Origin of the sequence: Streptomyces shenzhenensis, from assembly GCF_003688995.1 — a bacterium.
In the GTDB taxonomy this organism is placed as follows: domain Bacteria; phylum Actinomycetota; class Actinomycetes; order Streptomycetales; family Streptomycetaceae; genus Streptomyces; species Streptomyces shenzhenensis_A.
In genome coordinates this window covers 257,184-283,541 of record NZ_PENI01000005.1, presented here as the reverse complement: position 1 = coordinate 283,541, position 26,358 = coordinate 257,184, and the positions used below count along the sequence as shown (strand labels likewise).

Below are 26,358 nucleotides of genomic sequence, written 5' to 3'. Positions count from 1 at the left end.
AAGGCTTGCCTAACCTATCGGAGATCACGGTGTACGCCAACCAGAACCGGCCCTGGAGCGGCCGGCCGGCCAGAACGCAAGGACACTCTCGGTCAGGGTGCGAGGACCCCCAGGAGGGCGCGCGCACACAGATCGCGCACCTGCTCGCGGCCCGCCCCCGAGCCGCGCAGCCACTCCAGACAGACCGCGGTGGTGAAGGCCAGCCAGCCGCGCACCGCGAGCCTCAGCTCGGACCGGTCCCCGGTCAGCGGACCGAACTCGGGATCGGCGGCGACGGCCGCCATGATCTGCCGCTCCTGCGCGGCCAGGGCGCGCCGGTAGACCCGGCGCACGGCCTGGTTGCCCGCGGCGTCGGCGCGGTGGAAGGCGCGGTAGCCATGGGCATGGGTCTCGACGTACTCCAGATAGACGTCGAGTCCCGCGGTGAGCTGTTCGCGCACCGGCACGCCGGGCACGGCCGCCGTCATGCGCAGCATCCGCTCGCTCTCCCGCTCGACGACCGCGGCGAAGAAGTCCCGTTTCGTCGGGAAGTAGTGGTAGAGCAGCCCGCGGGAGACGCCGGCGATCTCGGCGACCTGTTCGATCCACACGTCGTCGTAGGGGCTCTCGGAGAACAACCTGGCCCCGACCGACAGGAGTTGCTCGCGACGCTCCTGGGTGCTGAGTCTGCGCCGGGTGCGCCCTGCCTGGTCCGCGGCCATGCCCCGCACCTTACTTGACGCCGGTTCAGCAACGGGACCAGACTGAAACCCGTTATTGAACCCATGTACAACACGCGTCCGGCACGCGTACGGCACGCCCGACCTGCCGCAGGACCGAGGGAGATGGCGACATGGCGGAGACGACGACGGCGGCGACGGCCCTGCCGAAGGGCTTCCGCGGCGCCGCGCACGGCTGGCCCGAACTGCACCGCATTCCGCATCCCCCGCACCGCCTGCCGCTGCTCGGCGACGTGCTCGGCACCGACCGCCACACCCCCGTGCAGGACTCCCTGCGGCACGCCCGCCGGCTCGGCCCGATCTTCCGGCGCAAGGTGTTCGGCAAGGAGTTCGTGTTCCTGTGGGGCGCGCGGCTCGCGGCCGACATCGCGGACGAGTCCCGGTTCGCCAAGCACGTCGGCCTCGGCATCGCCAACCTGCGTCCGATCGCCGGGGACGGGCTGTTCACGGCGTACAACCACGAGCCCAACTGGCAGCTGGCGCACGACGTGCTGGCGCCCGGGTTCAGCCGCGAGGCCATGGCGGGCTACCACACCGCGATGCTGGCGGTGGCCGGGCAGCTGACCGACCACTGGGACCGGCGGCTCGCGGCGGGACATACGGTGGACGTGCCCGGGGACATGACCAGGCTGACGCTGGAGACCATCGCGCGCACCGGGTTCGGGCACGACTTCGGTTCGTTCGAACGCGACCGGCCGCACCCGTTCGTGGCCGCGATGGTGGGCGCGCTCAGCTACGCGCAGCGGCTCAACACCGTCCCCTCGCCGCTGGCCCCGCTGCTGCTGCGCGGCCCGTCACAGCGGAACGCGGCCGACCTCGCTCACCTCAACCGCACCGTCGACGATCTGGTCCGGGCCCGGCGCGCGAGCGGCGGCGGGGACGGCGACCTGCTCGACCGGATGCTGGCCACGGCCCACCCGGAGACCGGGGAGCGGCTGTCGCCGCAGAACGTACGGCGCCAGGTGATCACGTTCCTGGTCGCGGGCCACGAGACCACCTCGGGGGCGCTCTCCTTCGCGCTGCACTACCTCTCCCGGCACCCGGAGGTGGCGGCCCGCGCCCGCGCCGAGGTGGACCGCGTCTGGGGCGGCTCGCCCGCGCCCGGCTACGCCGAGGTCGCCAGGCTGCGCCAGGTGCGGCGGGTGCTCGACGAGTCGCTGCGGCTGTGGCCGACGGCGCCCGCGTTCGCCCGCGAGGCGCGCCAGGACACGGTGCTGGCCGGGGAGCACCCGATGCGCCGGGGCGGCTGGGCGCTGGTGCTGACGCCGATGCTGCACCGCGACCCGGAGGTGTGGGGCGCGGACGCCGAGCGGTTCGACCCGGACCGGTTCGACGCGAAGGCCGTACGCGCCCGCGCCCCGCACACCTTCAAGCCGTTCGGGACCGGGGCGCGGGCCTGCATCGGCCGCCAGTTCGCGCTGCACGAGGCGACGCTCGTCCTCGGCCTGCTGCTGCGCCGCTACGAGTTCGGCGCCGACCCCGGCTACCGGCTACGGGTGACCGAGCGGCTGACCCTGATGCCCCAGGGACTGCGGTTACGGCTGACCCGCCGCACCCCGAACTCAGCGCCGCGCTGCCCAGCACACGGGACGAACGCCTGACACCACCAGCCGAGTCCCGCCACTACCCCGGGCAACATCGACCCACGGCCGAGCCAGAAGGACCACCCCAGGCTGCGGCTAGGGCTCGCCCCGGGATCAGCGGCACACTGCCCAATGCGCCGGACGGACGACTGACGCCGCCAGCCGGGTGCCGGCACTGCCCCGGGCCGCATCGACCTGCGGCTGTGTCAGGAACAGCGCGCCGGTCAGAGCGGCGTCCGTGAGGTCGGCGTCCCTCAGATCCGCACCGGTCATGTCCGCGCCCCGCAGATCGGCGCCCGTCAGGTCGGCGGCGATGAGCCAGGCCCCGCACAGATCGGCCCCCCCGAGACGGGCGCCGGCCAGGTCCGCGCCGCGCCGGTCCTTCTTTCTGCCCCGGGCACCCGGCAGCGCCGTCCGTCTCGTCCGACGTGCCGGCCACCCTGCTGACTCCGCTGATCCGCCGCCCCGCCCCGCCTACGGCCGGGTCACGCCTCGTCGCGGGTCAGGGCCAGCAGCCGGTCCAGGACACGGGGCGCGCCGACGCGCAGACCGTCGTGCTCGAACTCGTCGGTGACCCAGGTGCGCAGGCCGCGGATCGCGCGGGCGGTCCGCAGGGAGAAGGCGGTGTCGACGTACATGTCGTCGTGGTAGACGGCCGCGGCGACCGGGACCTCGTTGGCGGCGAGCCGGGCCGGGTCGTACAGCGGCTGCCAGTCGGCGCGGGCGGCGAGCAGGTCGGCGGTCTCGCGCAGCGGGCGCAGGGCCGGGTCGGCGTCGAACATCCAGGGGTGCACGGTCTCGCCGGTGAACAGCACCGGCGCGTCCCCGGCGAGCGCCTTGGCCGCGTCGAACTGCGGGAACTCGGCGCGGACACGTTCGGCCGCCCAGGCGGTGGGGCGGTCGTCCTGGCCGTAGATGGACTCGTGGACGAGCGCGTACAGCGGGTGCCCGGCGTACGAGACGAGGCCCTGGACCGCCTCCTGGAAGGCGTCGGACAGCTCGGTGCCCGCCGGTGTGCGCACGAAGGCGTCCTCCAGCAGATGGTGCAGGCGGTGGCTGCCGTCGCCCGAGCCGAGCATGAGGCCGAGGGACTGGAAGGCCTCGACGGTGAACCGGTAGCCGTTCGGCAGGACCACCTCGTGGTGCAGCAGGTGGTCGGCGACGCGCCGGGCCCGCTCGACGTCCTGCGGGTAGCGGGCGTAGTGCGCGCCGACCTTGCGTTCGATGCGCGGGTAGGCGGCCCGGTAGACGTCCTCGGCGTGGGCGTCCAGGGACGGCAGGCCGCCGGTGATCACCGCGGTGTTCAGGCCCTCGGGTGCCAGCGACAGATAGGTGACCGTGCAGAAGCCGCCGTAGCTCTGGCCGAGCACGGTCCAGGGGGCGCCGCCGGTCAGCCGCGGGCGGATGTGCTCGCAGTCCCGGACGATCGAGTCGGCGCGGAAGTGGCCGAGGTAGCGGGCCTGTTCGGCGGGGCCGCCGCGCAGCGGCAGCGTCTGCCGGCCGGCGGGCGTGGAGTGGCCGGTGCCGCGCTGGTCGAGCAGCAGCACGCGGTACTCGTCCAGGGCCCGGTCGAGCCAGGCCTGTCGGCCGATGAAACGGTTCGCCCCATGGCCGGGACCGCCCTGGAGGAAGAGCAGCCAGGGCAGGTCCTGGTGCGCCTTGTCGCTCGCGACGACCTCACGGGCGTACAGCTCGATGGTCTCGCCCGCCGGGTCGGCGTGGTCCAGAGGCACGGTGAAGCGGTGGTCGGTGAGGACGACGCCGGGCTGGCGGTAACTGAGGCTCAACAGGTCTCCCGGGACGGACGGACGAACGCGTCCCAGTTCAGCACATGTCCGCCCGGCGTCCGACACCCGGGATCATGGTTCGTCACCGGCCGGGGGTCAGCGGGCGGTGAGACTCGAACGGCGCACCACCAGCTCGGGCTGGAGCACCACCCGCCGGTGCTCGTGGGTGCCGGGCCCGTTCTGTGCCTCCGTCTCCTCCAGGAGCAGTTCGGCGGCGAGGGCGCCCATGGTCACCGCCGGCTGGCGGACCGAGGTGAGCGGGACGGCGGCGGCGGCCGCGAACTCGATGTCGTCGTAGCCGACGATCGCCAGGTCGTCCGGGACGACGACCCCGGCCGCGTACATGGCCTGCAGGACGCCGAGGGCGAGCAGGTCGTTGGCGCAGAAGACGGCGGTCGGCCGGTCGGCGAGGCCCAGCAGCCGGGCGCCCGCGTCCCGTCCGGCGGCGACGTCGAGGCGTTCGGTGGGCAGTTCCCGCAGGGCCTGCTCGCCGAGCCCGGCCTCGGCGAGCGCGTTCAGGGCACCGGTGCGCCGGTCACGGACCTGGTTCAGGCCGGGCGGCCCGCTGACGTACGCGATGGAGCGGTGCCCGGCGTCCACCAGATGGTGCACGGCCAGGGCGCCGCCCGCCACGTCGTCGACGGAGACCGAGCACTCGGTGGTGCCCTCGGCGACCCGGTCGACCAGCACGAACGGGATGCCGTGCCGGCGGAAGGCCTCGATGTTCCGGCCGGTGGCGTCGGCCGGGGTGAGCAGCACCCCGCGCACCCGCTGCTCGGCGAAGAGGGCCAGGTACTCGGCCTCGTCCCCGGCGTTCTGGGCGCTGTTGCAGACCATGACGCCGAGCCCGGCGTCCCGCGCCGCCCGCTCGGCGCCGCGTGCCACGTCGACGAAGAACGGGTTGCCCATGTCGAGGACGAGCAGGCCCATGATCCGGCTGCGGCCCGCGCGCAGCTGGCGTGCGGACTCGCTGCGGACGTAGCCGAGCCGGTCGATCGCGGACTGCACCCGGGCACGGGTCTCGCTCGCGACGGTGTCCGGGCGGTTGATGACGTTCGAGACCGTGCCCACCGACACTCCGGCGGCGCGGGCGACGTCCTTGATACCCACCGACTGGGCCATCGGGCGGGGACCTCCTGGGAGACGAGGGGCGGCGGGAAACCTACACATTACCTGCGGCGCCGCCCGCTGCGGGCTGGTCACACGGGCAGGGCGGAGTCGGCCACGGGGTGAGGGCCGAGGGCGGACTCCGGGATTCAGGCCAGATGGAACACTTCGGTGAGCGGTTTCATGGCCTCGTCGGGTCCGGCGCCGTCCAGCGACTCGAAGAACGGCGCCATCTCCGCCTGCCAGCGGGCGTTGACGTCGGTGGCTTCCATGGCCGTCCGGGCCGCGGCGAAGTCCTCGGTCTCCAGGTAGCCGACGAGCAGGCCGTCCTCGCGCAGGAAGAGCGAGTAGTTGTGCCAGCCGGTGGCCGAGAGCGCCGCGCGCATCTCGGGCCAGACGGCGGCGTGCCGCTCGCGGTACTCGTCGAGCCGGTCCGCGCGGACCTTCAGCAGGAAGCACACGCGCTGCATCAACACCCCTTCGGGGTCGAGAAGGTGACAGGGATCAGTGAGTGACCCGGATCAGCGGGTGAACCGGGTCAGCGTGCGAACCGGATCAGAAGTCGAACTGGTCGATGTTCTTCGCGTCGAACACGGTCGGCTTGCCCAGGTTGATCACGCCGTCCTTGCCGATGGTGTACTCGGTGCCGCCGGCCTTGAAGGTCTCGCCCTCCTTGCCGGTGATCTGCCCGGAGGCCAGCGCGACCGCGGTGCGGGCGGCGAGGTCGCCGAGCTTGGCCGGGTCCCACAGCTCGAAGGCGTCGACGGTACCGTTCTTGACGTACTTGCGCATGTCGTTGGGGGTGCCGAGGCCGGTCAGCTTGACCTTGCCCTTGTACTTGGAGCCGGACAGGTACTGCGCCGCGGCCTTGATGCCGACCGTGGTCGGGGAGATGATCCCCTTCAGGTTCGGGTACTCCTGGAGCAGGCCCTGGGTCTGCTGGAAGGACTGCTGGGCGTCGTCGTTGCCGTAGGCGGTCTTGACGAGCTTGATGTCCTTGTACTTGGGGTCCTTCAGCTCCTCCTTCATGAACTCGATCCAGGCGTTCTGGTTGGTCGCGGTCTGCGCGGCGGACAGGATCGCGATCTCGCCCTTGTAGCCGATCTGTTCGGCGAGCAGCTGCACCTCGGTGCGGCCCAGGTCCTCGCCGCTGGCCTGGGAGATGAAGGCGTTGCGGCAGTCCGGGGTGGTGTCGGAGTCGTAGGTGACGACCTTGATGTCGTTCTTCATGGCCTGCTTGAGCGCGGTGCACAGGGCGCCCGGGTCCTGCGCGGAGACGGCCATCGCGTCCACCTGCTGCTGGGTGAGGGTGTTGACGTAACTCACCTGGCCGGCCGTGTCGGTGGCGCTGGAGGGGCCGACCTCCTTGTAGGTCGAGCCGAGTTCGGCGAGGGCCTTCTCGCCGCCCTTGTCCGCGGTGGTGAAGTAGGGGTTGTTGACCTGCTTGGGCAGGAACCCGACGGTGAGGCCCTTCTTGAGGGCGGCGTCCGGGTTCGCCGTGCCGGCCGCGGTGTTCGAGCCGCCGGAGTCCTTGACGTCGTTCTTGGTGGTGCCGCCGCAGGCGGTCACGGCCAGGGCGAGGGAGGTGGCGGCGGCGAGGGCCGCGCAGGTACGGCGGATCGAAGACGTTCGCATGGCGGGTTCTTTCTGACGGAGGTGAGTACGGAGTGCCCCGAGGGGCGCGGGGAACTGCGCGACCAGCCACAGACGGCCCGCAGCGTTCGAACTGCCTATCCGGTGGAGCGTGCGGCCCGCGCGACGGAGATCTGGCGGGCGACCCGCGGGCCGAGCACGGAGACCACGAGCAGCACGCCGGTGACGACGATCTGCGACTGTGCGGAGACGTTCAGCAGGCTCATCACGTTCTGCAGCGCGCCGAGCAGGAAGACGCCCGCGATCGCGCCGCCGAGGGTGCCCTTGCCGCCGTCGAAGTCGATGCCGCCGAGCAGCACCGCGGCGACGACGGAGAGTTCGAGTCCGGTGGCGTTGTCGTAGCGGGCGCTGGCGTAGTGCAGGGCCCAGAAGACGCCGGTGAGCGCGGCCATGAGGCCGGTGGCGACGAACAGCAGGAGCTTGGCCCGCTTGACCCGGATGCCGGCGAACCGGGCGGCCTCCTCGCTGGCGCCGACCGCGAACAGCGACCGGCCGAACGGGGTGGCGTGCAGCACGACCACGGCGATGGCGAGCAGCACCAGGAAGGGCAGCAGGGCCTGCGGGACGAAGGTGTCGCCGATCCGGCCGGCCGCGAAGTCCAGGTACTGCGTGGGGAAGTCGGTGACCGCGTCGGAGCCGAGCACGATCTGTGCGATGCCCCGGTAGGCGGCGAGGGTGCCGATGGTGACGGCGAGCGACGGCAGCCCGAGCCGGGTCACCAGCAGCCCGTTGATCAGCCCGCACACCACGCCGAGCAGCAGGCACAGCGGGATGATCGACTCGATCGACATGCCCTCGTTCCACAGCTTGCCCATGACGGCGCCCGACAGGCCGGCGGTGGAGGCGACCGACAGATCGATCTCGCCGGAGACGACCAGCAGGGTCATCGGCAGGGCGATCAGTGCGATCGGCAGGGTGTTGCCGATCAGGAAGGACAGGTTCAGGGCGTTGCCGAAGCCGTCCACGAAGCCGAACGAGAGCAGCAGCAGGACGACCAGCAGCGCACCGACGACCGTGTCCCAGCGGATCGCGCGCGTCAACGACTCAGGCATGGCGGCCGTTCTCCTTCTCCGGGGCCGTCTTCTTCGCAGCCGACTTCTTCAGGGCGGACGCCACCCGCAGGGCGACGACCCGGTCGACCGCGATGGCGAGGAGCAGCAGGATGCCGTTGATGGCGAGCACCCAGACCGAGCTGACGCCGAGGGCGGGCAGCACGCTGTTGACGGAGGTGAGCAGCAGGGCGCCGAGGGCCGCGCCGTAGACGCTGCCGGAGCCGCCGGTGAAGGCGACGCCGCCGACGACGACCGCGCTGACGACGGTGAGTTCGTAGCCGTTGCCGGTGCCGGAGTCGACGTTGCCGAACCGGGCCAGGTACATCGCGCCCGCGAGGCCGGCCAGGGCGCCGCAGAAGGTGTAGGCGGCCAGGATCCGCTTGCGCACCGGGATGCCGGCGAGCCGGGCGGCCTCCGGGTTGGAGCCGAGCGCGTACAGCTCGCGTCCGCTGCCGAAGTGCTTCAGGTAGTAGGCGGTGGCGACGAGCACGGCCAGGGCGATGAGGGCCAGCCACGGAACGGCGGACAGCCCGCCGGAGCCGAAGTCGACGAAGCCGCTCGGGAGGTCGGCCGCGGTGATCTGCCGGGAGCCGACCCAGATGGAGTCGATGCCGCGGATGATGTACAGCGTGCCGAGGGTGACGACGAGGGCGGGCACCTGGCCGAGGCTGACCAGCAGGCCGTTGAGGAGCCCGAAGCCGATGCCGAGCAGGACCGCGAGGACGACGGCGACGACCGCGTTCCCGCCGCTGTGCAGATAGATGCCGGCCGCGAAGGCGCTGATGCCCAGGGTGGAGCCGACCGACAGGTCGACGTTGCGGGTGATGACGACCAGCGACTGGCCGGTGGCGACCAGCACCAGGATGGTCGCGTTGAGCAGCAGGTCCTTGATGCCCTGCTCGGACAGGAACTCGCTGTTGCCCGCCTGGGTGACGGCGATCATCACCAGGAAGACGCCCAGGATGGCGAGTTCGCGCATCCGGAAGACGCGGTCGGCCAGCCGGGTGCCGCTGGACCGCGGCACCTCGGCGACGGGGGCTGGGTTCGGGGTGGTCACCGTCATGCGGCGGCCCTCCCCGTGGCTGCGGCCATCACGGTTTCCTCGGTGGCGTCGGAGCGGGGGATCTCGGCGGTGATCCGGCCCTCGTGCATCACCAGCACGCGGTCGGCCATGCCGAGGATCTCGGGCAGGTCGGAGGAGATCATCAGGACCGCGACACCGTCGGCGGCCAGTTCGCCGAGCAGCCGGTGCACCTCGGCCTTGGTGCCGACGTCGATGCCGCGGGTGGGCTCGTCGACGATCAGCACCTTCGGGCCGGTGGCCAGCCACTTGGCGAGGACGACCTTCTGCTGGTTGCCGCCGGAGAGCGTGGCGACGGCGACGGCGATCCGGGCGTACTTCACCTGGAGCCTGACCGCCCAGTCGAGGGCGCGGCTGCGCTCGGCGCCGCGGTCCACGAGGCCGGCGCGCACGGTGCTGCGCAGCCCGGTCAGCCCGATGTTCCGTTCGATGGACATGTCCATCACCAGGCCCTGGGCGCGCCGGTCCTCGGGGACCAGGGCGAGCCCGGCTGTCATGGCGGCGGACGGGGCGCCGTTGGTCAGCTTCCGGCCGGCGATCTCGACCTCCCCGGCGTCCCAGCGGTCGATGCCGAAGACGGCCCGGGCGACCTCCGTGCGGCCGGCGCCCACGAGTCCGGCGAGGCCGACGATCTCACCGCGGCGCACCTCGAAGGAGACGTCGGTGAAGACGCCCTCGCGGGTCAGCCGCCGGACGCTGAGGGCGACCTCGCCGGGCTGAACGGTCTGCTTGGGGTACAGCTCGTCGAGGTCGCGGCCGACCATGCGGCGGACCAGGTCGTCCTCGGTCATGCCGGCGAGCGGTTCGCTGGCGATCCAGGCGCCGTCGCGCAGGGTGGTCACGCGCCGGCAGATCTGGAAGATCTCCTCCAGCCGGTGCGAGATGAACAGCACGGCGGCGCCCTGCTCGCGCAGCGTCTCGACGACGCCGAAGAGGCGGGCCACCTCGCTGCCGGTCAGCGCCGCCGTCGGCTCGTCCATGATCAGGACCCGGGCGTCGAAGGACAGCGCCTTGGCGATCTCGACGATCTGCTGGTCGGCGATGGACAGGCCGCGGGCGGGGCGGTCGGGGTCGAGTTCGACGCCGAGCCGCTTCATCAGGCCGGCCGTGGCCGCGTGCGTGGCCCGGTGGTCGATGCGGCCGAGGGCGCGCCGCGGCTGGCGGCCCATGAAGATGTTCTCGGCGATCGAGAGGTCGGGGAAGAGGGTGGGTTCCTGGTAGATCACGGCTATGCCGGCGTCGCGGGCGTCGCCGGGGCCGTGGAAGACGACGGGCTCGCCGTCGAGCAGCACCTGACCGGCGTCCGGTCGGTGCACCCCTGCGAGCGTCTTGATCAGCGTCGACTTACCCGCGCCGTTCTCCCCGGCGAGGGCGTGCACCTCGCCGGGAAACAGCTCCAGGGAGACGTCCCGCAGGGCCCGTACGGCGCCGAAGGACTTGGAGACGTCCTTCAGCGCCAGCACCGGCGCCGGTCCCGTGTCGGACGGGTGGGTCATTGGGGGCTCCTCGACGACGCCTGCGGGATGGCCCCCACGGCGTCGTGAAAGGTTTCAACTGGATTGCCGGGACGTTAGACATGGCAGCCATGTCACGTCAATGGGTCCGTGTCGAAAAAGTTTCGATAGTTGAAGGTCACGGCGGAGTCACGGAAAACCGGGTTGGCAGGAGAGCTTGACACCCCTCCGGAGGGCTCATAGCTTGCGGGTCTGAATCGTTTCACCCGCTCAGCCGTTCCAATCGATTTCACGGGAGCCCTGAAGTGACCGACCTCGCCGCGGTGAAAGCCGCGCTCAAGACCCAGGCCGTCGAGACGCCGTCGTGGGCGTACGGCAACTCGGGGACCCGTTTCAAGGTGTTCGCCCAGCAGGGCGTGCCGCGCTCGCCGCGGGAGAAGCTGGACGACGCGGCGCAGGTGCACGCCCTCACCGGGGTCGCGCCGACCGTCGCCCTGCACATCCCCTGGGACACGGTGGACGACTACGCCGCCCTCGCCGGGTACGCCGAGGAGCGCGGGCTGCGGCTCGGCGCGATCAACTCCAACACCTTCCAGGACGACGACTACCGGCTGGGCAGCATCTGCCATCCGGACGCCGCGGTGCGCCGCAAGGCCGTCGGCCATCTGCTGGAGTGCGTCGACATCATGGACGCGACCGGCTCGCAGGATCTGAAGCTGTGGTTCGCCGACGGCACCAACTACCCCGGCCAGGACGATCTGCGCGGTCGGCAGGACCGGCTCGCCGAGGGGCTCGCCGAGGTGTACGCGCGGCTCGGCGAGGGGCAGCGGATGCTGCTGGAGTACAAGTTCTTCGAGCCCGCCTTCTACGCGACGGACGTGCCGGACTGGGGCACGGCGTACGCCCACTGCCTCAAGCTCGGCCCGAAGGCGCAGGTCGTGGTGGACACCGGCCACCACGCGCCGGGAACCAACATCGAGTTCATCGTGGCCACGCTGCTGCGCGAGGGCAAGCTCGGCGGGTTCGACTTCAACTCGCGCTTCTACGCGGACGACGACCTGATGGTCGGTGCGGCCGATCCGTTCCAGCTGTTCCGGATCATGTACGAGGTGGTGCGCGGGGGCGGGTTCACCGCCGACGTGGCGTTCATGCTGGACCAGTGCCACAACATCGAGCCGAAGGTGCCGGCCATCATCCGCTCGGTGATGAACGTCCAGGAGGCCACCGCGAAGGCGCTGCTGGTGGACGCGGAGGCGCTGGCCGCAGCGCAGCGGGCCGAGGACGTGCTCGGTGCGAACGCCGTGCTGATGGACGCGTACAACACGGACGTCCGGCCGCTGCTGGCCGAGGTGCGCGAGGAGATGGGCCTCGACCCCGACCCGATGGGCGCGTTCGCCCGGTCCGGGTGGGCCGAGAAGGTCGTGGCTGAGCGGGTCGGGGGGGAGCAGGCGGGGTGGGGCGCGTAGCGCTCCGCTGGGTCAGCCGGGATGCGGCGTCCTCCGGGGTGCGTCGTGGCCGTGTGCGGGTGCGTCGTGGCTGGTCGCGCCGTTCCCCGCGCCCCTTGGGGCGCCATCGTGGCCCCGTGGTCCAAAGGTTCCCCGCTCCTTCGGGACACCGGAACAGCCGGGATGCGGCGTCCTCCGGGATGCATCGTGGCCGTGTGCGGGTGCGTCGTGGCTGGTCGCGCAGTTCCCCGCGCCCCTTGGGGCGCCATCGTGGCCCCGTGGCACACGGTACCGGGGCCGGGATGGGCCCGCGTTCGGCTGCCGGTGCGTCGTGGCTCGTCGCGCCGTTCCCCGCGCCCCCTTGGGGTGCTGTCGTGGCCCGGTGGCACACCGTACCGGGGCGAGCGTTCGGCTGTCGGTGCGTCGTGGCTTGTCGCGCCGTTCCTCGCGCCCCTTTGGGGCGCCTTCGTGGCCCTCTTCGGGGCTCTTCCCCTCGTCTTCGCTTCCAAGTAAGGACTGAACGTTCATGACGCATCCCGAAGCCGCTGCTCTGCTGGGTCGGTCGCACCGGCTGGGCGCGGATCCGCGCAACACCAACTACGCCGGTGGCAACGCCTCGGCGAAGGGCACCGAGACCGACCCCGTCACCGGCGGCGACGTCGAGCTGATGTGGGTCAAGGGGTCCGGCGGGGACCTCGGCACGCTCACCGAGGCCGGGCTCGCCGTGCTCCGCCTCGACCGGCTGCGCGCCCTCACCGGTGTCTACCCGGGCGTGGAACGCGAGGACGAGATGGTCGCCGCGTTCGACTACTGCCTGCACGGCAAGGGTGGGGCCGCACCCTCCATCGACACCGCGATGCACGGTCTGGTGGACGCCCCGCACGTGGACCATCTGCACCCCGACTCGGGCATCGCGCTCGCCTGCGCCGCGGACGGCGAGAAGCTGACCGCCGAGTGCTTCGGCGACACCGTGGTGTGGGTGCCGTGGCGGCGGCCCGGGTTCCAGCTCGGGCTGGACATCGCCGCCGTCAAGGAGGCCAACCCGCAGGCGATCGGCTGCATCCTCGGCGGGCACGGGATCACCGCCTGGGGCGACACCGCCGAGGAGTGCGAGCGCAACTCGCTGCACATCATCCGCACCGCGGAGAGCTTCCTGGCGCAGCGGGGCAAGGCGGAGCCCTTCGGACCGGTGATCGAGGGCTACGCGGCCCTGCCCGAGGCCGAGCGGCGGGAGCGGGCCGCCGCGCTCGCGCCGTACGTGCGGGCCGTCGCCTCCCAGGACCGGCCGCAGGTCGGGCACTTCACCGACTCCGACGTCGTGCTCGACTTCCTCGCCCGCGCCGAGCACCCGCGGCTCGCGGCGCTCGGCACCTCGTGCCCCGACCACTTCCTGCGCACCAAGGTGCGTCCGCTGGTCCTGGACGTGGCGCCGTCCGCCCCGCTGGAGGAGGCGGTGGCCCGGCTGGCCGAACTGCACGCCGAGTACCGCGAGCAGTACGCCGCCTACTACGAGCGGCACGCCCTGCCGGACTCCCCCGCGATGCGCGGCGCCGACCCGGCGATCGTGCTCGTGCCCGGCGTCGGCATGTTCAGCTTCGGCAAGGACAAGCAGACGGCCCGGGTGGCGGGCGAGTTCTACGTCAACGCGATCAACGTGATGCGCGGGGCCGAGGCGGTCTCGGCGTACGCGCCGATCGAGGAGGCGGAGAAGTTCCGCATCGAGTACTGGGCCCTCGAAGAGGCCAAGCTCCGCCGGATGCCGAAGCCGAGGCCGCTGGCCACCCGGGTGGCGCTGGTGACGGGCGCGGGCAGCGGGATCGGCAAGGCGATCGCGCACCGGCTGGCCGCCGAGGGCGCGTGCGTCGTCGTCGCCGACCTCAACGCGGCCGGCGCCGCCGCGGTCGCCGAGGAACTGGGCGGGCCCGACAAGGCCGTCGCCGTGACCGTGGACGTCACCGACGAGGAGCAGATCGCGGCCGCCTTCAAGGCGGCGGTGCTGGCCTTCGGCGGCGTCGACCTCGTCGTCAACAACGCCGGGATCTCCGTCTCCAAGCCGCTCCTGGAGACCACCGCGAAGGACTGGGACCTCCAGCACGACATCATGGCCCGCGGGTCCTTCCTCGTCTCGCGCGAGGCGGCCCGGGTGATGATCGCGCAGCGGCTGGGCGGCGACGTCGTCTACATCGCCTCGAAGAACGCCGTGTTCGCCGGGCCCAACAACATCGCCTACTCCGCGACCAAGGCCGACCAGGCCCACCAGGTCCGGCTGCTGGCGGCGGAGCTGGGCGAGCACGGCATCCGGGTCAACGGGATCAACCCCGACGGGGTGGTCCGCGGCTCCGGGATCTTCGCGGGCGGCTGGGGCGCCAAGCGGGCCGCCGTGTACGGGGTCGAGGAGGAGAAGCTGGGCGAGTTCTACGCGCAGCGGACCCTGCTCAAGCGGGAGGTGCTGCCCGAGCACGTCGCGAACGCCGTGCTCGCGCTCACGGGCGGGGACCTCACCCACACCACCGGCCTGCACATCCCGGTCGACGCGGGCGTGGCCGCCGCGTTCCTGCGATGAGCACTGCCGTCCGGGCGTACGCCGCGGTCGACCTCGGCGCCTCCAGCGGGCGCGTGATGGTCGGCCGCGTCGGCCACGACACGCTGGAGCTGCGCGAGGCGCACCGCTTCGGCAACCGGCCCGTCCGGCTGCCGGAGGGACTGCGCTGGGACGTGCTGGCCCTGTACGCGGGGGTGCTCGCGGGGCTGCGGGCGGCCGGCCAGGTGGATTCGGTCGGCATCGACAGCTGGGCCGTCGACTACGGCCTGCTGGACGCCGACGGCGCCCTGCTCGGCAACCCGGTGCACTACCGCGACCCGCGCACCGAGGGGGTCCCGGAGAAGGTGTGGGCGACGGTGCCGGCGGCCGAACTGTACGCGGCGACCGGACTGCAGTACGCGCCCTTCAACACCCTGTACCAGCTGGCCGCGGCCCGCTCGACCGCCCAGTTCGGCCACGCGGCGCGCCTGTTGCTGATCCCCGATCTGCTGGCGTACTGGCTGACCGGGCAGCAGGGCACCGAACTGACCAACGCCTCCACCACCCAGCTGGTCGATCCCCGCACGGGCACCTGGGCGCACTCTCTCGCGGACCGGCTCGGCCTCGACCTGGGGCTGTTCGCACCGCTGCGCCGGCCCGGCGATCCGGCGGGCGAACTGCGCGCCGAGGTGCTGGAGGAGACCGGCCTGACCGGTCCGGTGCCGGTGACCACGGTCGCCTCGCACGACACCGCGTCCGCGGTGGCCGCCGTACCGGCCGTGGGCGAGCGGTTCGCCTACATCTGCACCGGCACCTGGTCCCTGGCGGGCCTCGAACTGGCCGCGCCGGTGCTGACGGAGGAGAGCCGGGCCGCCAACTTCACCAACGAGCTGGGGCTGGACGGCACGGTCCGCTATCTGCGCAACATCATGGGCCTGTGGCTGCTGCAGGAGTCCGTACGGGCCTGGGGCGATCCCGCACTCGGCGGACTGCTGCGGGACGCGGCCGAGGTGCCGGCGCTGCGGTCGGTGGTGGACGCGGGCGACGCGGCGTTCCTCGCGCCCGGACGGATGCCGGACCGGATCGCCGAGGCCTGCCGGGCGTCCGGGCAGCCGGTGCCGCGGACCCCGGCCGAGACCACCCGGTGCATCCTGGACTCGCTGGCGCTCGCCCATCGCCGGGCCGTCGCGGACGCCCAGCGGCTGGCCGGCCACCCCGTCGACGTGGTGCACATCGTCGGCGGCGGCACCCGCAACGCGCTGCTGTGCCAGCTCACCGCCGACGCCTGCGGGCTGCCGGTGGTGGCGGGCCCGACCGAGGCGGCGGCCCTCGGCAACGTCCTGGTCCAGGCCCGCGCCCACGGACTCGTCGGGGACCGTGCCGACATGCGCCGGCTGCTCGCCCGCACCCAGCGGCTGACGCGCTACGAGCCGCGCGGGGACGCCGCGCGCTGGCGTGAGGCGGAGGCCCGGCTCGCCGCGCGGTGAGCCGGGCCTCCCCCGGCGCGTTTCCGCCCATTACCCTGCACTCATCGGATGATCGACCTCAAGGAGCCGCGATGCGTGTCGCACTGTTCCTGACCTGTGTCAACGACACGCTCTATCCGGACACCGGCCGCGCGGTGGTGAAACTGCTGACCAGATTGGGCGTCGACGTGGATTTCCCACTGGCGCAGACCTGCTGCGGACAGGCCCACTACAACACCGGCTATCGGCATGAGGCGGAGCCGCTGGCCCGGCATTTCTCCGATGTCTTCGGTGAGTACGAGGCGATCGTCACGCCGTCCGGTTCGTGCGGGGCGATGGTGCGGGAGCTGTATCCGCGGATGGGCGAGCGGGCCCGGGCGGAGGGGCGCGGGGACGCGCTCGCCGCCATCCTCGCGCCGGTGGTCCCCAAGACGTACGAGCTGACGGAGTTCCTGGTGGACGTGCTGGGGGTGACGGACGTCGGGGCGTACTACCCGCACCGGGTGACCTACCACCCGACCTGCCACGGACTGCGCAGCCTGGGTCTCGGCGACCGTCCCCGCCGGCTGCTCGACGCGGTGCGGGGTCTTGAACTGGCCGAGCTGCCGGGCGCCGAGGAGTGCTGCGGCTTCGGCGGCACGTTCGCGCTGAAGAACGCCGACGTCTCGGCGGCGATGGGCGCGGACAAGGTGCGCAACGCGGAGTCGACGGGCGCGGAGGTGCTGTGCGCGGCCGACAACTCCTGTCTGATGCACATCGGCGGGACGATGACCCGCCTGAAAACCGGCATGCGGCCCGTCCACATCGCCGAGATCCTGGCGAGCACCGAGGAGGAACCGGCGCTATGAGCGGGACGTTCGTCGGCATGCCGGCGTTCCCGAAGGCCGCGCACGAGGCGGTCGGCAACGCGACGCTGCGCGGCAATCTGCGGCACGCCACGCACACCATCCGGGCCAAGCGGGCGAACGCCGTCGCGGAGGTGTCCGACTGGGCCCAACTGCGCGAGGCGGGCAAACGGATCAAGGACCACACGCTCCGTCATCTGGACCGGTACCTCGTCCAGTTGGAGGAGTCGGTGACCGCCGCGGGCGGCGTCGTCCACTGGGCGGCGGACGCCGACGAGGCCAACCGGATCGTCACCCGGCTGGTCGAGGAGACCGGTGAGTCGGAGGTCGTGAAGGTCAAGTCGATGGCCACGCAGGAGATCGGGCTCAACGAGGCACTCCTGGCGGCGGGCATCCACGCCTACGAGACCGATCTCGCGGAGCTGATCGTCCAGTTGGGCAAGGACCGGCCCTCGCACATCCTGGTCCCGGCCATCCACCGCAACCGCGGCGAGATCCGCGACATCTTCCGTACGGAGATGGGCGAGTGGGGCCGCCCGGCCCCCGATGGGCTGACCGACTCCCCCGCCGAGCTGGCCGAGGCCGCCCGGCTGCATCTGCGGGAGAAGTTCCTGCGCGCCGAGGTCGGCATCTCCGGCGCCAACTTCATGGTCGCGGAGACCGGCACGCTCGTCGTCGTGGAGTCCGAGGGCAACGGGCGGATGTGCCTGACCCTGCCCAGGACGCTGATCTCGGTCGTGGGCATCGAGAAGATCGTGCCGACGTGGCGGGACCTGGAGGTGTTCCTGCAGACGCTGCCCCGCTCCTCGACGGCCGAGCGGATGAACCCGTACACGTCGACCTGGACGGGCACCACCGACGAGGACGGGCCGCGCGCCTTCCATCTGGTGCTGCTCGACAACGGACGCACCGACACGCTGGCCGACGAGGTGGGCCGGCAGGCGCTGCGCTGCATCCGCTGCTCGGCCTGTCTGAACGTCTGCCCGGTGTACGAGCGGGCGGGCGGCCACGCCTACGGCTCGGTGTACCCGGGCCCGATCGGCGCCATCCTCAGTCCCCAACTGCGGGGCACGTCAAGCGAGATCGACGCCTCGCTGCCGTACGCGTCCTCGCTGTGCGGGGCCTGCTACGAGGTGTGCCCGGTGGCCATCGACATCCCCGAGGTGCTGGTGCACCTGCGGGAGCGGGTCGCCCAGGGCGGCCCGGCGACCCGTGCGGGCAACAAGGTGGTGCTGCGGCCGGCCAAGGGACACGCGGCCGAACGGGCGGCGATGCGGGCGGCCCGCTGGGCGTTCAGCCACCCGGGAGCGCTGCGCACCGGCCAGCGGCTGGCCTCCCGCACCCGCCGGCTGCACCCCCGTACCCTGCCCGGTCCCGGCCGGGCGTGGAGCGCCACCCGGGATCTGCCGGCGGTGCCGGCCGAGCCGTTCCGGGACTGGTGGCAGCGCACACACGGCACGGACGGCACGGACGGCACGGACGGCACGGACGGCAAAAAGGGGGCCGCGCGATGAGCGGCAGGGAACGGATCCTGGGCCGGGTGCGGCGCGCGCTCGCCGACGTACCGGCCGACGACCCGTCCTACGAACAGGCCGTCGCCCGGGACTATCTGCGGGCACACGGTGCGCGCAGCGCCGCGGAGACAGTGCACCTGCTCGCGGCGAACCTCGCCGACTACCGGGCGCTCGTGCACCGTTGCTCGGAGGTTGAACTGCCTTCGCTGATCGCCGGGTTGCTCACGGACCGCGGGGCGACGTCGGTGCTGGTGCCGCCCGGTCTCGACGAGGGCTGGCTCGCGGCCACGGATGTCACCCGGGTCGCCGACCGGGCGGACAGCACCCCGCACGAGCTCGACGGGGTGGACAGCGTGGTCACGGCGTGCGCGGTCGCGATCGCCGAGACCGGCACCATCGTGCTGGACGGCGCGCCGGACCAGGGCCGGCGTCGGATCACCCTGGTCCCGGACCACCACATCTGTGTGGTCCGGGTCCCCGATCAGGTCGTCTCCGGCGTGCCGCAGGCGCTCGAACGCCTCGATCCGGCACGGCCGTTGACCTGGATCTCGGGCCCGTCCGCGACCAGCGACATCGAACTGGACCGGGTGGAGGGGGTGCACGGGCCCCGGACCCTGGAGGTCGTCCTGGTCGGCTGAGGACCGCCGTCGACCGGCCCGCACGGGGTGCCGTGCGGGCCGGTCGGCGCCGGGCGCCGCGCTCAGCCCTGGGCGGCGGTCAGCTCGTAACGGCCGGACGGCAGCCGGTAGTTCGCCGTCCCGTCGGCGAAGCCCGCGAACTCGACCCCGGACACCCGGGACAGCGGGGTGCGGCCCTCCCGGACGGCGTCAGGACCGGTGGCCGGGATGCGCAGGGTCGCCGTGGTGTTGGCGGGGACGGCGGCCCGGTAGTGGAGCGTGCGGTCCCGCACCGTCCAGGCGCTGACGATCTCGCCGTACGGCGACAGGTGCGAGCCGGCCACCCGGGTGATCCTGCCGGTGGGGTCGGGGTGCGGGCGCAGGAAGAAGTGCCGGAAGCCCGGGTGGTCCGGGTCCCTGGCGATGCCGGCCATGCTCTCGTACATCCACTCCATGATCGCACCGTAGGAGTAGTGGTTGAACGAGTTCATCTCGACCGGGCCGAAGCCGTCCTGCTCGGAGTAGGAGTTCCAGCGCTCCCAGACCGTCGTGGCGCCGTTGTCCACGGAGTACAGCCAGGAGGGCATCGCGTTCTGGTGGACCAGCCGGTACGCGAGGTCCGTGCGGCCCTCGTCGGTCAGCACCGGGGCGAGGACGTTCACCCCGAGGAAGCCCACGGCCAGGGTGTTCTCCGCGTACTGCACCCGGGTGCTGCCGGGATGGGCGGCCTTGTAGGCGGCGTCGTTGCCGATGTTGTCGGCGAGCAGCGCGACGAGCCCGCGGCGCTGGGCCTCGGTGTCGTAGAAGCCGAGCTTGAGGACCCAGAGCAGGGCTGTCTGGCTGTTGTCCTCGGGGTCGGGGCCGTTGACCGGCTTGCCGCCCAGGCTGGAGCGGACGGTGAGCCCGCCGCCGTCGGTGACGAGGTACTTCGCCATGAAGGCCCGCTTGATGCCGGCGAACAGGACGTCGTACGCGTCCGCCTCCCGGCCGCGCCCGGTGGCCCGGGCCATCTGGGCCATGAGCCGGGTGACATATCCGTAGTAGACGTCGCTGATCAGCTGGGTGCCGGTGCTCTGCGGGGCGAGCCAGTCGGCGAAGAGGGCGCCCTGGCCGGCGTGGCTGTCGCCGCCTGTGCGCCGGATCCAGCCCAGGTAGCGGGTCATCGCGTCCCAGCTGCGGTCGACGATCGTCCGGTCGCCGCTCATCTGCCACACCGTCCAGGGCACGATCACCCCGCAGTCCGCCCAGCCGCTCACCGGGGCGGCGGCGTTGTAGCGGTTGCCGGGCGAGACGGCGGTGAACTGGGCGCCGTCGAGGCCGTAGCCGCGCTGCGAGTCGATCAGGTTCTCCTCGAAGTGGCTGAGGAACGCGACGGCGTCGGCGTTGTACAGCCCGGTGTTGCAGAACAGCTGGGTGTCGCCGGTCCAGCCGAGCCGCTCGTCGCGCTGCGGGCAGTCGGTGGGCACCCACAGGTAGTTGCCGCGCTGGCCCCAGCGGACGTTGGAGATCAGCTGGTTGACCTGGTCGTCGTCGGTGCCGACGGAGCCGATGTCGCGGATCGCGGAGGTGGCGACCCGGCCGGTCAGGGCGGTGACGGTGACCCGGTCCGTCGCGGTCACGGAGACATAGCGGAAGCCGTAGAAGGTCAGGGAGTCCTGGTGGGTCTCGGCCCGGCCGCCGCCCCGCAGGATGTAGGTGCTGGTGGCCTTCGCGCCGCGCAGGTTGGCCCGGTAGACGGAGCCGGCCGGGCCGTCGGCGCCCGCGCTGTCGTCGTTGAGCATCTCACCGAAGCGGAAGGCGACTTGGGTGCCCTCGGGGCCGCGCAGGGTGTAGCGGGGGACGCCGACCAGGTTCTGGCCGAGGTCGAAGACCGCCGTCTCGCCCGGGCCGATGGTCACCTCGGCGGTGGCGGCCCGCTCCGGGTCGGTGACCGTGCGGGCCGGGTCGACGACGACGCGGCCCCTGCCGTTGCGGCTGCCGGCCTCGCCGGTGACGCCCGTGACGACGGCGACCGAGCGGGGTCTGCGGTCCCACTCGGGCATCAGGCGGGCGCTGTCGCCCGGGTAGGCGACGAGTTTCGCGGCGGGGAACGCGGCGGCGAAGCCGTGCTCCTCGACCGCGGCCCAGCCGGCGGCGGCAAAGCCGTTCGCGTTCCAGCCGGGCAGCTCCCTGCGGGCGTCGTAGGTCTGCCCGTCGTAGATGTCGTCGGCGCGGTACGGGCCCTGGTCCGTGGCGCGCCAGGCGTCGCCGGCTTCGGTGACGACGGTCTGGGTGGTGCCGTCGGCGTACCGGACGAGCAGCTTGGCCTTGAGGGCGAGCGGATTACCGGCCGGCGCGTAGTAGATGCTGCCCTCGGAGACACGGGAGTTGTACCAGCCGTTGCCGAGCACCGCGGCGAGCGTGACCTGCCGTTCGCCCGCCACCCGTGCGGTGACGTCGTAGGTCAGATAGCTGATCCGGCTGTCGTAGTTCGTCCAGCCCGGGGCGAGCAGTTCGTCCGTGGCGCCGGCGCCCTGGGGCACCGTGACCCGGTGGCCGTTGACGTAGGCGTCGTACACGCCGAGGGCCGACACGTACAGACGGGCCTCGCGCACCCGGCGGCCGGTGAGGGCCGTCTGCCGGCGCAGCAGCGGCGCGCCCGCGCTGTTGGGCCGCTTGCCCGCCATGGTGATCCACTGGGCGCCGTCCCAGCCCGTGACGCCGTCGGTGCCGAGCAGGCCGGTCTCGAAGCGGGCGGGCGGGGCGGTGGCGGAGCGGCCGTCCTCGTGCCAGACCGTCACCGTCCAGTGGTAGCGGGTGGCGGCGCGCAGCGGCGGGCCGCCGTAGGGCACCGCGACCGAGTCGGCCGAGGCGACCCTGCCGCTGTCCCAGACGTCCGGGCGGCCGCCGGTCAGCCGGTCGGGGGCGGAGGCCACCCGGATGCGGTAGCCGAGCTGGCGGCGGCCCCGGACCGCCGAGTCGGTGCGCCAGCCGAACCGGGGCCGCTCGGCGTCGACGCCGAGCGGATCGGTGCGGTGCTCCACCGTCAGACCGGTCACCTCGCTGCGGTCCGTGCCGAGCGCGGCCCATCCGGTGTCCGCGCCGCCGAGGCCGCCCGCCATGGCTATCGGTACGGCCCCCAGAGCCGTGGTCAGAACCGTCCTTCGTCGCACTCCGTCAGTCACGCCGTCATCCCTTCGGCCGGTCGGAGTTGCATCGATTCAATTCGGTCGACGGTTGAAGCTAGTGACGGGAGTGAGGGGTGTCCAGGACTCCGACAGGATGAAAATTCCACAGGTTCCATCAGACCGGGCCGCACAGGCCGGGCATCGTGGAGATCGGTTTGAAACTTTTCAAAAGCGGAGCCGGGCGTGCCGCAAACGGCGCGGCTAACGTGGGGGAATGATCCGGTTCGAGCAGGTCACCAAGCGGTATCCGGACGGTACGACGGCCGTGGACGGCCTCTCCTTCGAGGTGTCCGAGGGTGAACTCGTCACCCTCGTGGGCCCGTCCGGCTGTGGCAAGACCACGACCATGATGATGGTCAACCGGCTCATCGAGCCGACCTCCGGGCGCATCCTCGTGAGCGGCGAGGACATCGCCACGGTCGACCCGGTGCGGCTGCGCCGCCGGATCGGGTACGTCATCCAGCAGGTGGGCCTGTTCCCGCACCGCACGATCCTCGACAACACCGCGACCGTCCTGGCCCTGGTCGGCTGGAAGAAGGCGAAGGCGCGGGCGCGCGCCGCCGAACTGCTCGACCTGGTGGGGCTGGATCCGGCCACGTACGGGTCGCGTTATCCGGACCAGTTGTCGGGCGGGCAGCGGCAGCGGGTCGGCGTGGCGCGGGCGCTCGCGGCCGACCCGCCCGTGCTGCTCATGGACGAGCCGTTCGGCGCGGTCGACCCGGTGGTACGCGAACAGTTGCAGGACGAGTTCCTGCGGATGCAGGCCGCGGTGCGCAAGACGGTGCTGCTGGTCACGCACGACATCGAGGAGGCGGTGCGGCTCGGCGACCGGATCGCGGTGTACGGGCAGGGCCGGATCGAGCAGTTCGACACGCCGGGGGCGGTGCTCGGCACGCCCGCGACGGACTACGTGGCCTCGTTCGTGGGCAGCGACCGGGGGCTGAAGCGGCTGTCGGTCACCGCGATCGAGCCGGACGACCTGGAGCAGCCGCCGGTGGCCCGTCTCGACGAGCCCGCCGAACGCGCCCGGGAGCGGCTGCGGGCCGAGGGCGCCCGGTGGGCCGTCGTCCTGGACGCCCACGGCGATCTGCACGGCTGGGTCGGCATCGACGATCTCGGGGCGGGCGGCCGGGTCGGCCGGCTCGCGCACCGGATGACGGCGTGGGTGCCGGTGGGGGCACCGCTGAAGCAGGCGTTCGGGGTGATGCTCCAGTACGACGCCGGGTGGGTCGCGGTGCTCGACGGCGCGCGTTTCCTCGGGGTGCTGACCCCGGCGAAGCTGCACGAGGCGCTGCGGCGCTCGGTGGACGCGGACGCGCTCGGTGTGCCGCGTGGTCAGGTGCCGTTCGACTCGGTGGCGGACGCCTGAGCGGGCCGCGGACCCGGAGTGCGGGTGCGGCGCGCGGTCACTTCAGCAGGCCCTTGTCCTCGAGATAGGTCCGGGCCACGTCCGCGGGCAGCCGGCGCCAGCTGTCCACCTGCTCGTTCAGGGCGGCCAGGTCCGCCGTGGTGAGGACGTCGTTGAGCCGGCCGAGCGCCGTGGTGACGCCCTCGCCGCCGGCCCGGGAGCGGTTGACGACGGGGACGACGTAGTCGGCGTTCTGCAGCTGCTTGTCGTCGGCGAGCAGGACCAGGCCGAACTGGTCGAGGGTGGCGTCCGTGGTGGTGGTGAGCACCATCTGGTCCCGGCCGCTCTGCACGGCCCGCTTGGCCTGGGTGGTGCCGACGCCCTTGGGGTCGACACCGCTGATGTCGATGCCGTAGGTCTTCCTCAACCCGGGTTCGCAGTACGGCCGTTGCACGCACTCGTCACCCGCGGCGAGCCGCACCCGCAGCCCCGAAGCGCCGAGGTCGCTGAGGGTCCTGAGCCCGTGCTCGCGGGCGAACGACCGGGCCACCGCGAAGGCGTTCTGGTTCACCGCACGCCCGGGGTCCAGAACGGTGAGGCCGCGGGGCGTGGCGAGCCTGCGCAGGGCGGTCATGGTGGTGGCCAGGTCGGGCGAGCCGACCGGGGGTGCCTGCGGCCCGTTCACCTTGGCGTTGAGCCAGTCGGCGAAGGTGGCCGCGTACTCCGGCACGACGTCGATCTGGCCCGATTCCAGGGCGGGTTCGTACAGCTCGCGGTTGGCGACCGTGAGGAGGGACGTCTTGTAGCCGGCCCGGTTCAGCAGCAGCGCGTACATCTGCGCGAGCAGATCGCTCTCGGTGAAGCCGGCCGATCCGACGATCAGCCGCCGGCTGTCACCGGGCGAGGCGGTGACCGTGCCGCGGTTCTCCAGCGAGGGCCCGGTGACACACCCGACGAGCAGGAGCAGCGCGACTGCCAGGAGGGCCGCACCGGCCCAGGCCGTCCTCCCCCGCCGCGCACCGCCCGGACGCCGGCCGGCCCCGGCCCGCCGGCGGCCCCACGGCCGTCCGAGGCCGTGGACACCCAGCCGCCCGTGCGACCGCCGACGGACGGTGGCCGCGGGCGGGCGGTGGGGCGCGGGGGCGCGGGCCGGCCGGTCCCGTCGGCCGGACGGGACCGGAGGCCACAGATCCGGCCCGCCCTGTTCCCGCACCGCACGCCACCGATCGGCGCCGCCCCGGCCGCCCTCAGGCCCTGTCATCGAACTCCCTCCCCCAGCCTCCGGCCGGGAGGTGCCCCCAGCCCCGCGACGCCCCGCACGCTCCCCCGAGCTCTCGGCTCCGCTCGACCAGGGAGGACCCCCACGACACCGCAGGACCCGCCCTCCGGGCGAACGACGGGAGTCTGACGACAGGACCTGGCACGCCATCGGCCGGTGGCCCCCTGCCCCCGCGCGGCGGGCGACCCGTCGGTCACGCCCCGCTCCCCCGCCGCACGCGACCGATCCGCCGCGCCCGGGTCTCCCGCCGGGCGGCGGATCGGGGGCGGCCGGGGGTCGGTCCTGTCGTGGCGGGTCATCGGGACGGCCTCGTCCGGCGCGGGATCAGGCGTTCGGCGGTTTCGAAGAGGGCCTCGACGATCAGGGCGAAGACGGCCACGAGCACCGCTCCGGCCACCACCTGGGGTGTGCTCGCGAGGTTGAATCCCGCCGTGATGATGCGGCCGAGGCCGCCGCCGCCCGCCAGCGCGGCGATGGTCGCGGTGGCGACGAGCTGGACGGCGGCGATCCGCACGCCGTTGAGGACCATCGGCAGGGCGAGCGGCAGCTCCACCCGGAGCAGCAGCTGACGCCCGGTCATGCCCATCCCCCGCGCCGCCCGCACGACGCTGCGGTCGACCTCGCGCATGCCGACGTAGGCGTTGGTGAGCAGCGGCGGCACCGCGAACAGCACCAGGGCCACCACGGTGGGCCCCTCGCCCCAGCGGCCGACCGGGGTCAGCAGGAGCAGGACCAGCACGGCGAACGTGGGCACGGCCCGGCCGGCGTTGGAGATGTTGACCGCGAGCGCGCCGCCCTTGCCGAGGTGGCCGAGGACCAGGGCGACGGGCAGCGCGACGGCGCAGCTGACGACCAGACAGACGACGGTCAGCACGAGGTGTTGCAGCAGCCGGTGCCCGATCCCGTCGTCGCCCGTCCAGTGCGCCGGGTCGGCGAGCCAGTGCCAGGTGGCGGTGAGGGTGTTCACGCGCGGGCCGCCCGTATCCAGGGCGTGATCAGCCACTGCACACCGAGCAGCAGCAGATCGGCCGCGACCGCGATCAGCACGCACAGCACCGACGCCGTCAGCACCTGTGCCTTGAAGTAGGTGTTCATGCCCGCGTAGATGAGATTGCCGAGCCCCCCGAAGCCGACGATCGCGCCGACGGTCACCAGGGAGACCGCGGAGACGGTGGCGATGCGCAGCCCGGCCATGGCGGCGGGCAGGGCGAGCGGCAGTTCGACGGTGAGCAGCAGGCGGATCGGGCCGTACCCCATGCCGCGCGCGGCCTGCCGGGTCTCCTCCGGGACGGCCCGCAGCCCGGCCAGTATGTTGCGGACGAGCAGGGTGAGCGAGTAGAGCACGAGCCCGGCGACGACAAGGGTGGCGGAGAGCCCGTACAGGGGCAGGAGCAGGGAGAACATCGCCAGGGACGGGATCGTGTAGAGGATCGTCGTGACACCGAGGACGGGCCCCGCGGCCCAGCCCCAGCGGCGGGCGAGCACGGCCAGCGGGACGGCGACGGCGAGCCCGATCAGCACCGAGACGGAGGTCAGCTGCAGATGCTGGACCACCGCGTCGAGCAGGATGTGGCGCCGGGTGCTCAGATACGCGCCGCAGATCCATTCGTTGCGCGCGAGGCAGTCGTCCGGGGGCGCGATCACGCGTCCATTGGACCGCATGATCACGCGATCGGCACGTGGTGATGACCCGTACGGGGGGGGTGTCGCTGACTACACC

At 72.5% G+C, this 26,358-nt stretch carries 20 protein-coding genes and 1 pseudogene; 8 read left to right on the top strand and 13 right to left on the bottom strand.

The features are described 5' to 3' along the window. Positions 1-92 precede the first annotated feature (92 nt). Positions 93-701 carry a TetR/AcrR family transcriptional regulator gene (locus CTZ28_RS11000; protein ID WP_183154340.1) on the bottom strand — a complete coding sequence of 203 codons (609 nt, stop codon included), beginning with the start codon at positions 699-701 and terminating at the stop codon, positions 93-95. 131 nt (positions 702-832) lie between these two features. Between CTZ28_RS11000 and CTZ28_RS10995 the strand changes: the two genes are divergently transcribed. Further along, positions 833-2,320, top strand: coding sequence for a cytochrome P450 (locus CTZ28_RS10995; RefSeq protein ID WP_121889111.1), 1,488 nt, complete (start codon positions 833-835; stop codon positions 2,318-2,320). 96 nt (positions 2,321-2,416) lie between these two features. Here CTZ28_RS10995 and CTZ28_RS10990 read toward each other — a convergent pair. From CTZ28_RS10990 to CTZ28_RS10955, 8 genes and pseudogenes are all read right to left on the bottom strand, one after another. Continuing rightward, positions 2,417-2,704, bottom strand: a pseudogene (locus CTZ28_RS10990) (pentapeptide repeat-containing protein); the annotation flags it as partial. An 83-nt stretch (positions 2,705-2,787) separates the two neighbouring features. Then, positions 2,788-4,089: an alpha/beta fold hydrolase gene (locus CTZ28_RS10985; RefSeq protein WP_121889110.1), complete on the bottom strand. Its 1,302-nt coding sequence runs from the start codon at positions 4,087-4,089 to the stop codon at positions 2,788-2,790. 96 nt (positions 4,090-4,185) lie between these two features. Beyond that, the gene (locus CTZ28_RS10980; RefSeq protein ID WP_121889109.1) at positions 4,186-5,211 is read right to left on the bottom strand and encodes a LacI family DNA-binding transcriptional regulator; all 1,026 of its coding nucleotides are present in this window, start codon (positions 5,209-5,211) and stop codon (positions 4,186-4,188) included. A gap of 134 nt (positions 5,212-5,345) precedes the next feature. Then, positions 5,346-5,666: an L-rhamnose mutarotase gene (locus CTZ28_RS10975; RefSeq protein WP_121889108.1), complete on the bottom strand. Its 321-nt coding sequence runs from the start codon at positions 5,664-5,666 to the stop codon at positions 5,346-5,348. Between the two features lie 85 nt (positions 5,667-5,751). Then, positions 5,752-6,831: a rhamnose ABC transporter substrate-binding protein gene (rhaS, locus tag CTZ28_RS10970; protein ID WP_121889107.1), complete on the bottom strand. Its 1,080-nt coding sequence runs from the start codon at positions 6,829-6,831 to the stop codon at positions 5,752-5,754. Between the two features lie 95 nt (positions 6,832-6,926). After that, on the bottom strand, positions 6,927-7,901 hold the full coding sequence (locus CTZ28_RS10965) for an ABC transporter permease (RefSeq protein WP_121889106.1): 975 nt from the start codon (positions 7,899-7,901) through the stop codon (positions 6,927-6,929). Then, entirely contained in the window at positions 7,894-8,964 is a 1,071-nt protein-coding gene (locus CTZ28_RS10960) for an ABC transporter permease (protein ID WP_121889105.1), read from the bottom strand. The genes CTZ28_RS10965 and CTZ28_RS10960 overlap by 8 nt, the downstream gene beginning before the upstream one ends. Further along, complete coding sequence (locus tag CTZ28_RS10955) at positions 8,961-10,478, bottom strand: sugar ABC transporter ATP-binding protein (RefSeq protein ID WP_121889104.1); 1,518 nt, start codon at positions 10,476-10,478, stop codon at positions 8,961-8,963. The genes CTZ28_RS10960 and CTZ28_RS10955 overlap by 4 nt, the downstream gene beginning before the upstream one ends. 263 nt (positions 10,479-10,741) lie before the next feature. Between CTZ28_RS10955 and rhaI the strand changes: the two genes are divergently transcribed. The 6 genes from rhaI to CTZ28_RS10920 all read left to right on the top strand — a co-directional run bounded on the left by rhaI (position 10,742) and on the right by CTZ28_RS10920 (position 18,865). After that, entirely contained in the window at positions 10,742-11,902 is a 1,161-nt protein-coding gene (gene rhaI / locus CTZ28_RS10950) for an L-rhamnose isomerase (RefSeq protein ID WP_121889103.1), read from the top strand. 505 nt (positions 11,903-12,407) lie between these two features. Then, complete coding sequence (locus CTZ28_RS10940; RefSeq protein WP_121889101.1) at positions 12,408-14,444, top strand: bifunctional aldolase/short-chain dehydrogenase; 2,037 nt, start codon at positions 12,408-12,410, stop codon at positions 14,442-14,444. After that, positions 14,441-15,889, top strand: coding sequence for a rhamnulokinase (locus tag CTZ28_RS10935; protein WP_121889100.1), 1,449 nt, complete (start codon positions 14,441-14,443; stop codon positions 15,887-15,889). Before CTZ28_RS10940 ends, CTZ28_RS10935 begins: the two co-directional genes overlap by 4 nt. Before the next feature lie 71 nt (positions 15,890-15,960). Next, entirely contained in the window at positions 15,961-16,716 is a 756-nt protein-coding gene (locus tag CTZ28_RS10930) for a (Fe-S)-binding protein (RefSeq protein WP_121889099.1), read from the top strand. Further along, complete coding sequence (locus CTZ28_RS10925; RefSeq protein WP_121889098.1) at positions 16,713-18,227, top strand: LutB/LldF family L-lactate oxidation iron-sulfur protein; 1,515 nt, start codon at positions 16,713-16,715, stop codon at positions 18,225-18,227. Before CTZ28_RS10930 ends, CTZ28_RS10925 begins: the two co-directional genes overlap by 4 nt. Further along, positions 18,224-18,865, top strand: coding sequence for a LutC/YkgG family protein (locus CTZ28_RS10920; RefSeq protein ID WP_121889097.1), 642 nt, complete (start codon positions 18,224-18,226; stop codon positions 18,863-18,865). The genes CTZ28_RS10925 and CTZ28_RS10920 overlap by 4 nt, the downstream gene beginning before the upstream one ends. A gap of 62 nt (positions 18,866-18,927) precedes the next feature. Here CTZ28_RS10920 and CTZ28_RS10915 read toward each other — a convergent pair whose 3' ends face one another. Then, entirely contained in the window at positions 18,928-21,945 is a 3,018-nt protein-coding gene (locus tag CTZ28_RS10915; RefSeq protein WP_121889096.1) for an alpha-L-rhamnosidase, read from the bottom strand. 280 nt (positions 21,946-22,225) lie between these two features. Here CTZ28_RS10915 and CTZ28_RS10910 point away from each other — a divergent pair, with 280 nt between their 5' ends. Further along, the gene (locus CTZ28_RS10910) at positions 22,226-23,380 is read left to right on the top strand and encodes a betaine/proline/choline family ABC transporter ATP-binding protein (protein WP_121889095.1); all 1,155 of its coding nucleotides are present in this window, start codon (positions 22,226-22,228) and stop codon (positions 23,378-23,380) included. Positions 23,381-23,417: 37 nt separating this feature from the next. Here CTZ28_RS10910 and CTZ28_RS10905 read toward each other — a convergent pair whose 3' ends face one another. From CTZ28_RS10905 to CTZ28_RS10895, 3 genes are all read right to left on the bottom strand, one after another. Continuing rightward, positions 23,418-24,338, bottom strand: coding sequence for an ABC transporter substrate-binding protein (locus CTZ28_RS10905; RefSeq protein ID WP_121889248.1), 921 nt, complete (start codon positions 24,336-24,338; stop codon positions 23,418-23,420). 595 nt (positions 24,339-24,933) lie between these two features. Beyond that, positions 24,934-25,605, bottom strand: coding sequence for an ABC transporter permease (locus CTZ28_RS10900; protein ID WP_121889094.1), 672 nt, complete (start codon positions 25,603-25,605; stop codon positions 24,934-24,936). Beyond that, positions 25,602-26,282 (bottom strand): ABC transporter permease, encoded by a 681-nt coding sequence (locus CTZ28_RS10895; protein ID WP_121889093.1) that lies wholly within the window; start codon positions 26,280-26,282, stop codon positions 25,602-25,604. The genes CTZ28_RS10900 and CTZ28_RS10895 overlap by 4 nt, the downstream gene beginning before the upstream one ends. Between the last annotated feature and the right edge of the window lie 76 nt (positions 26,283-26,358).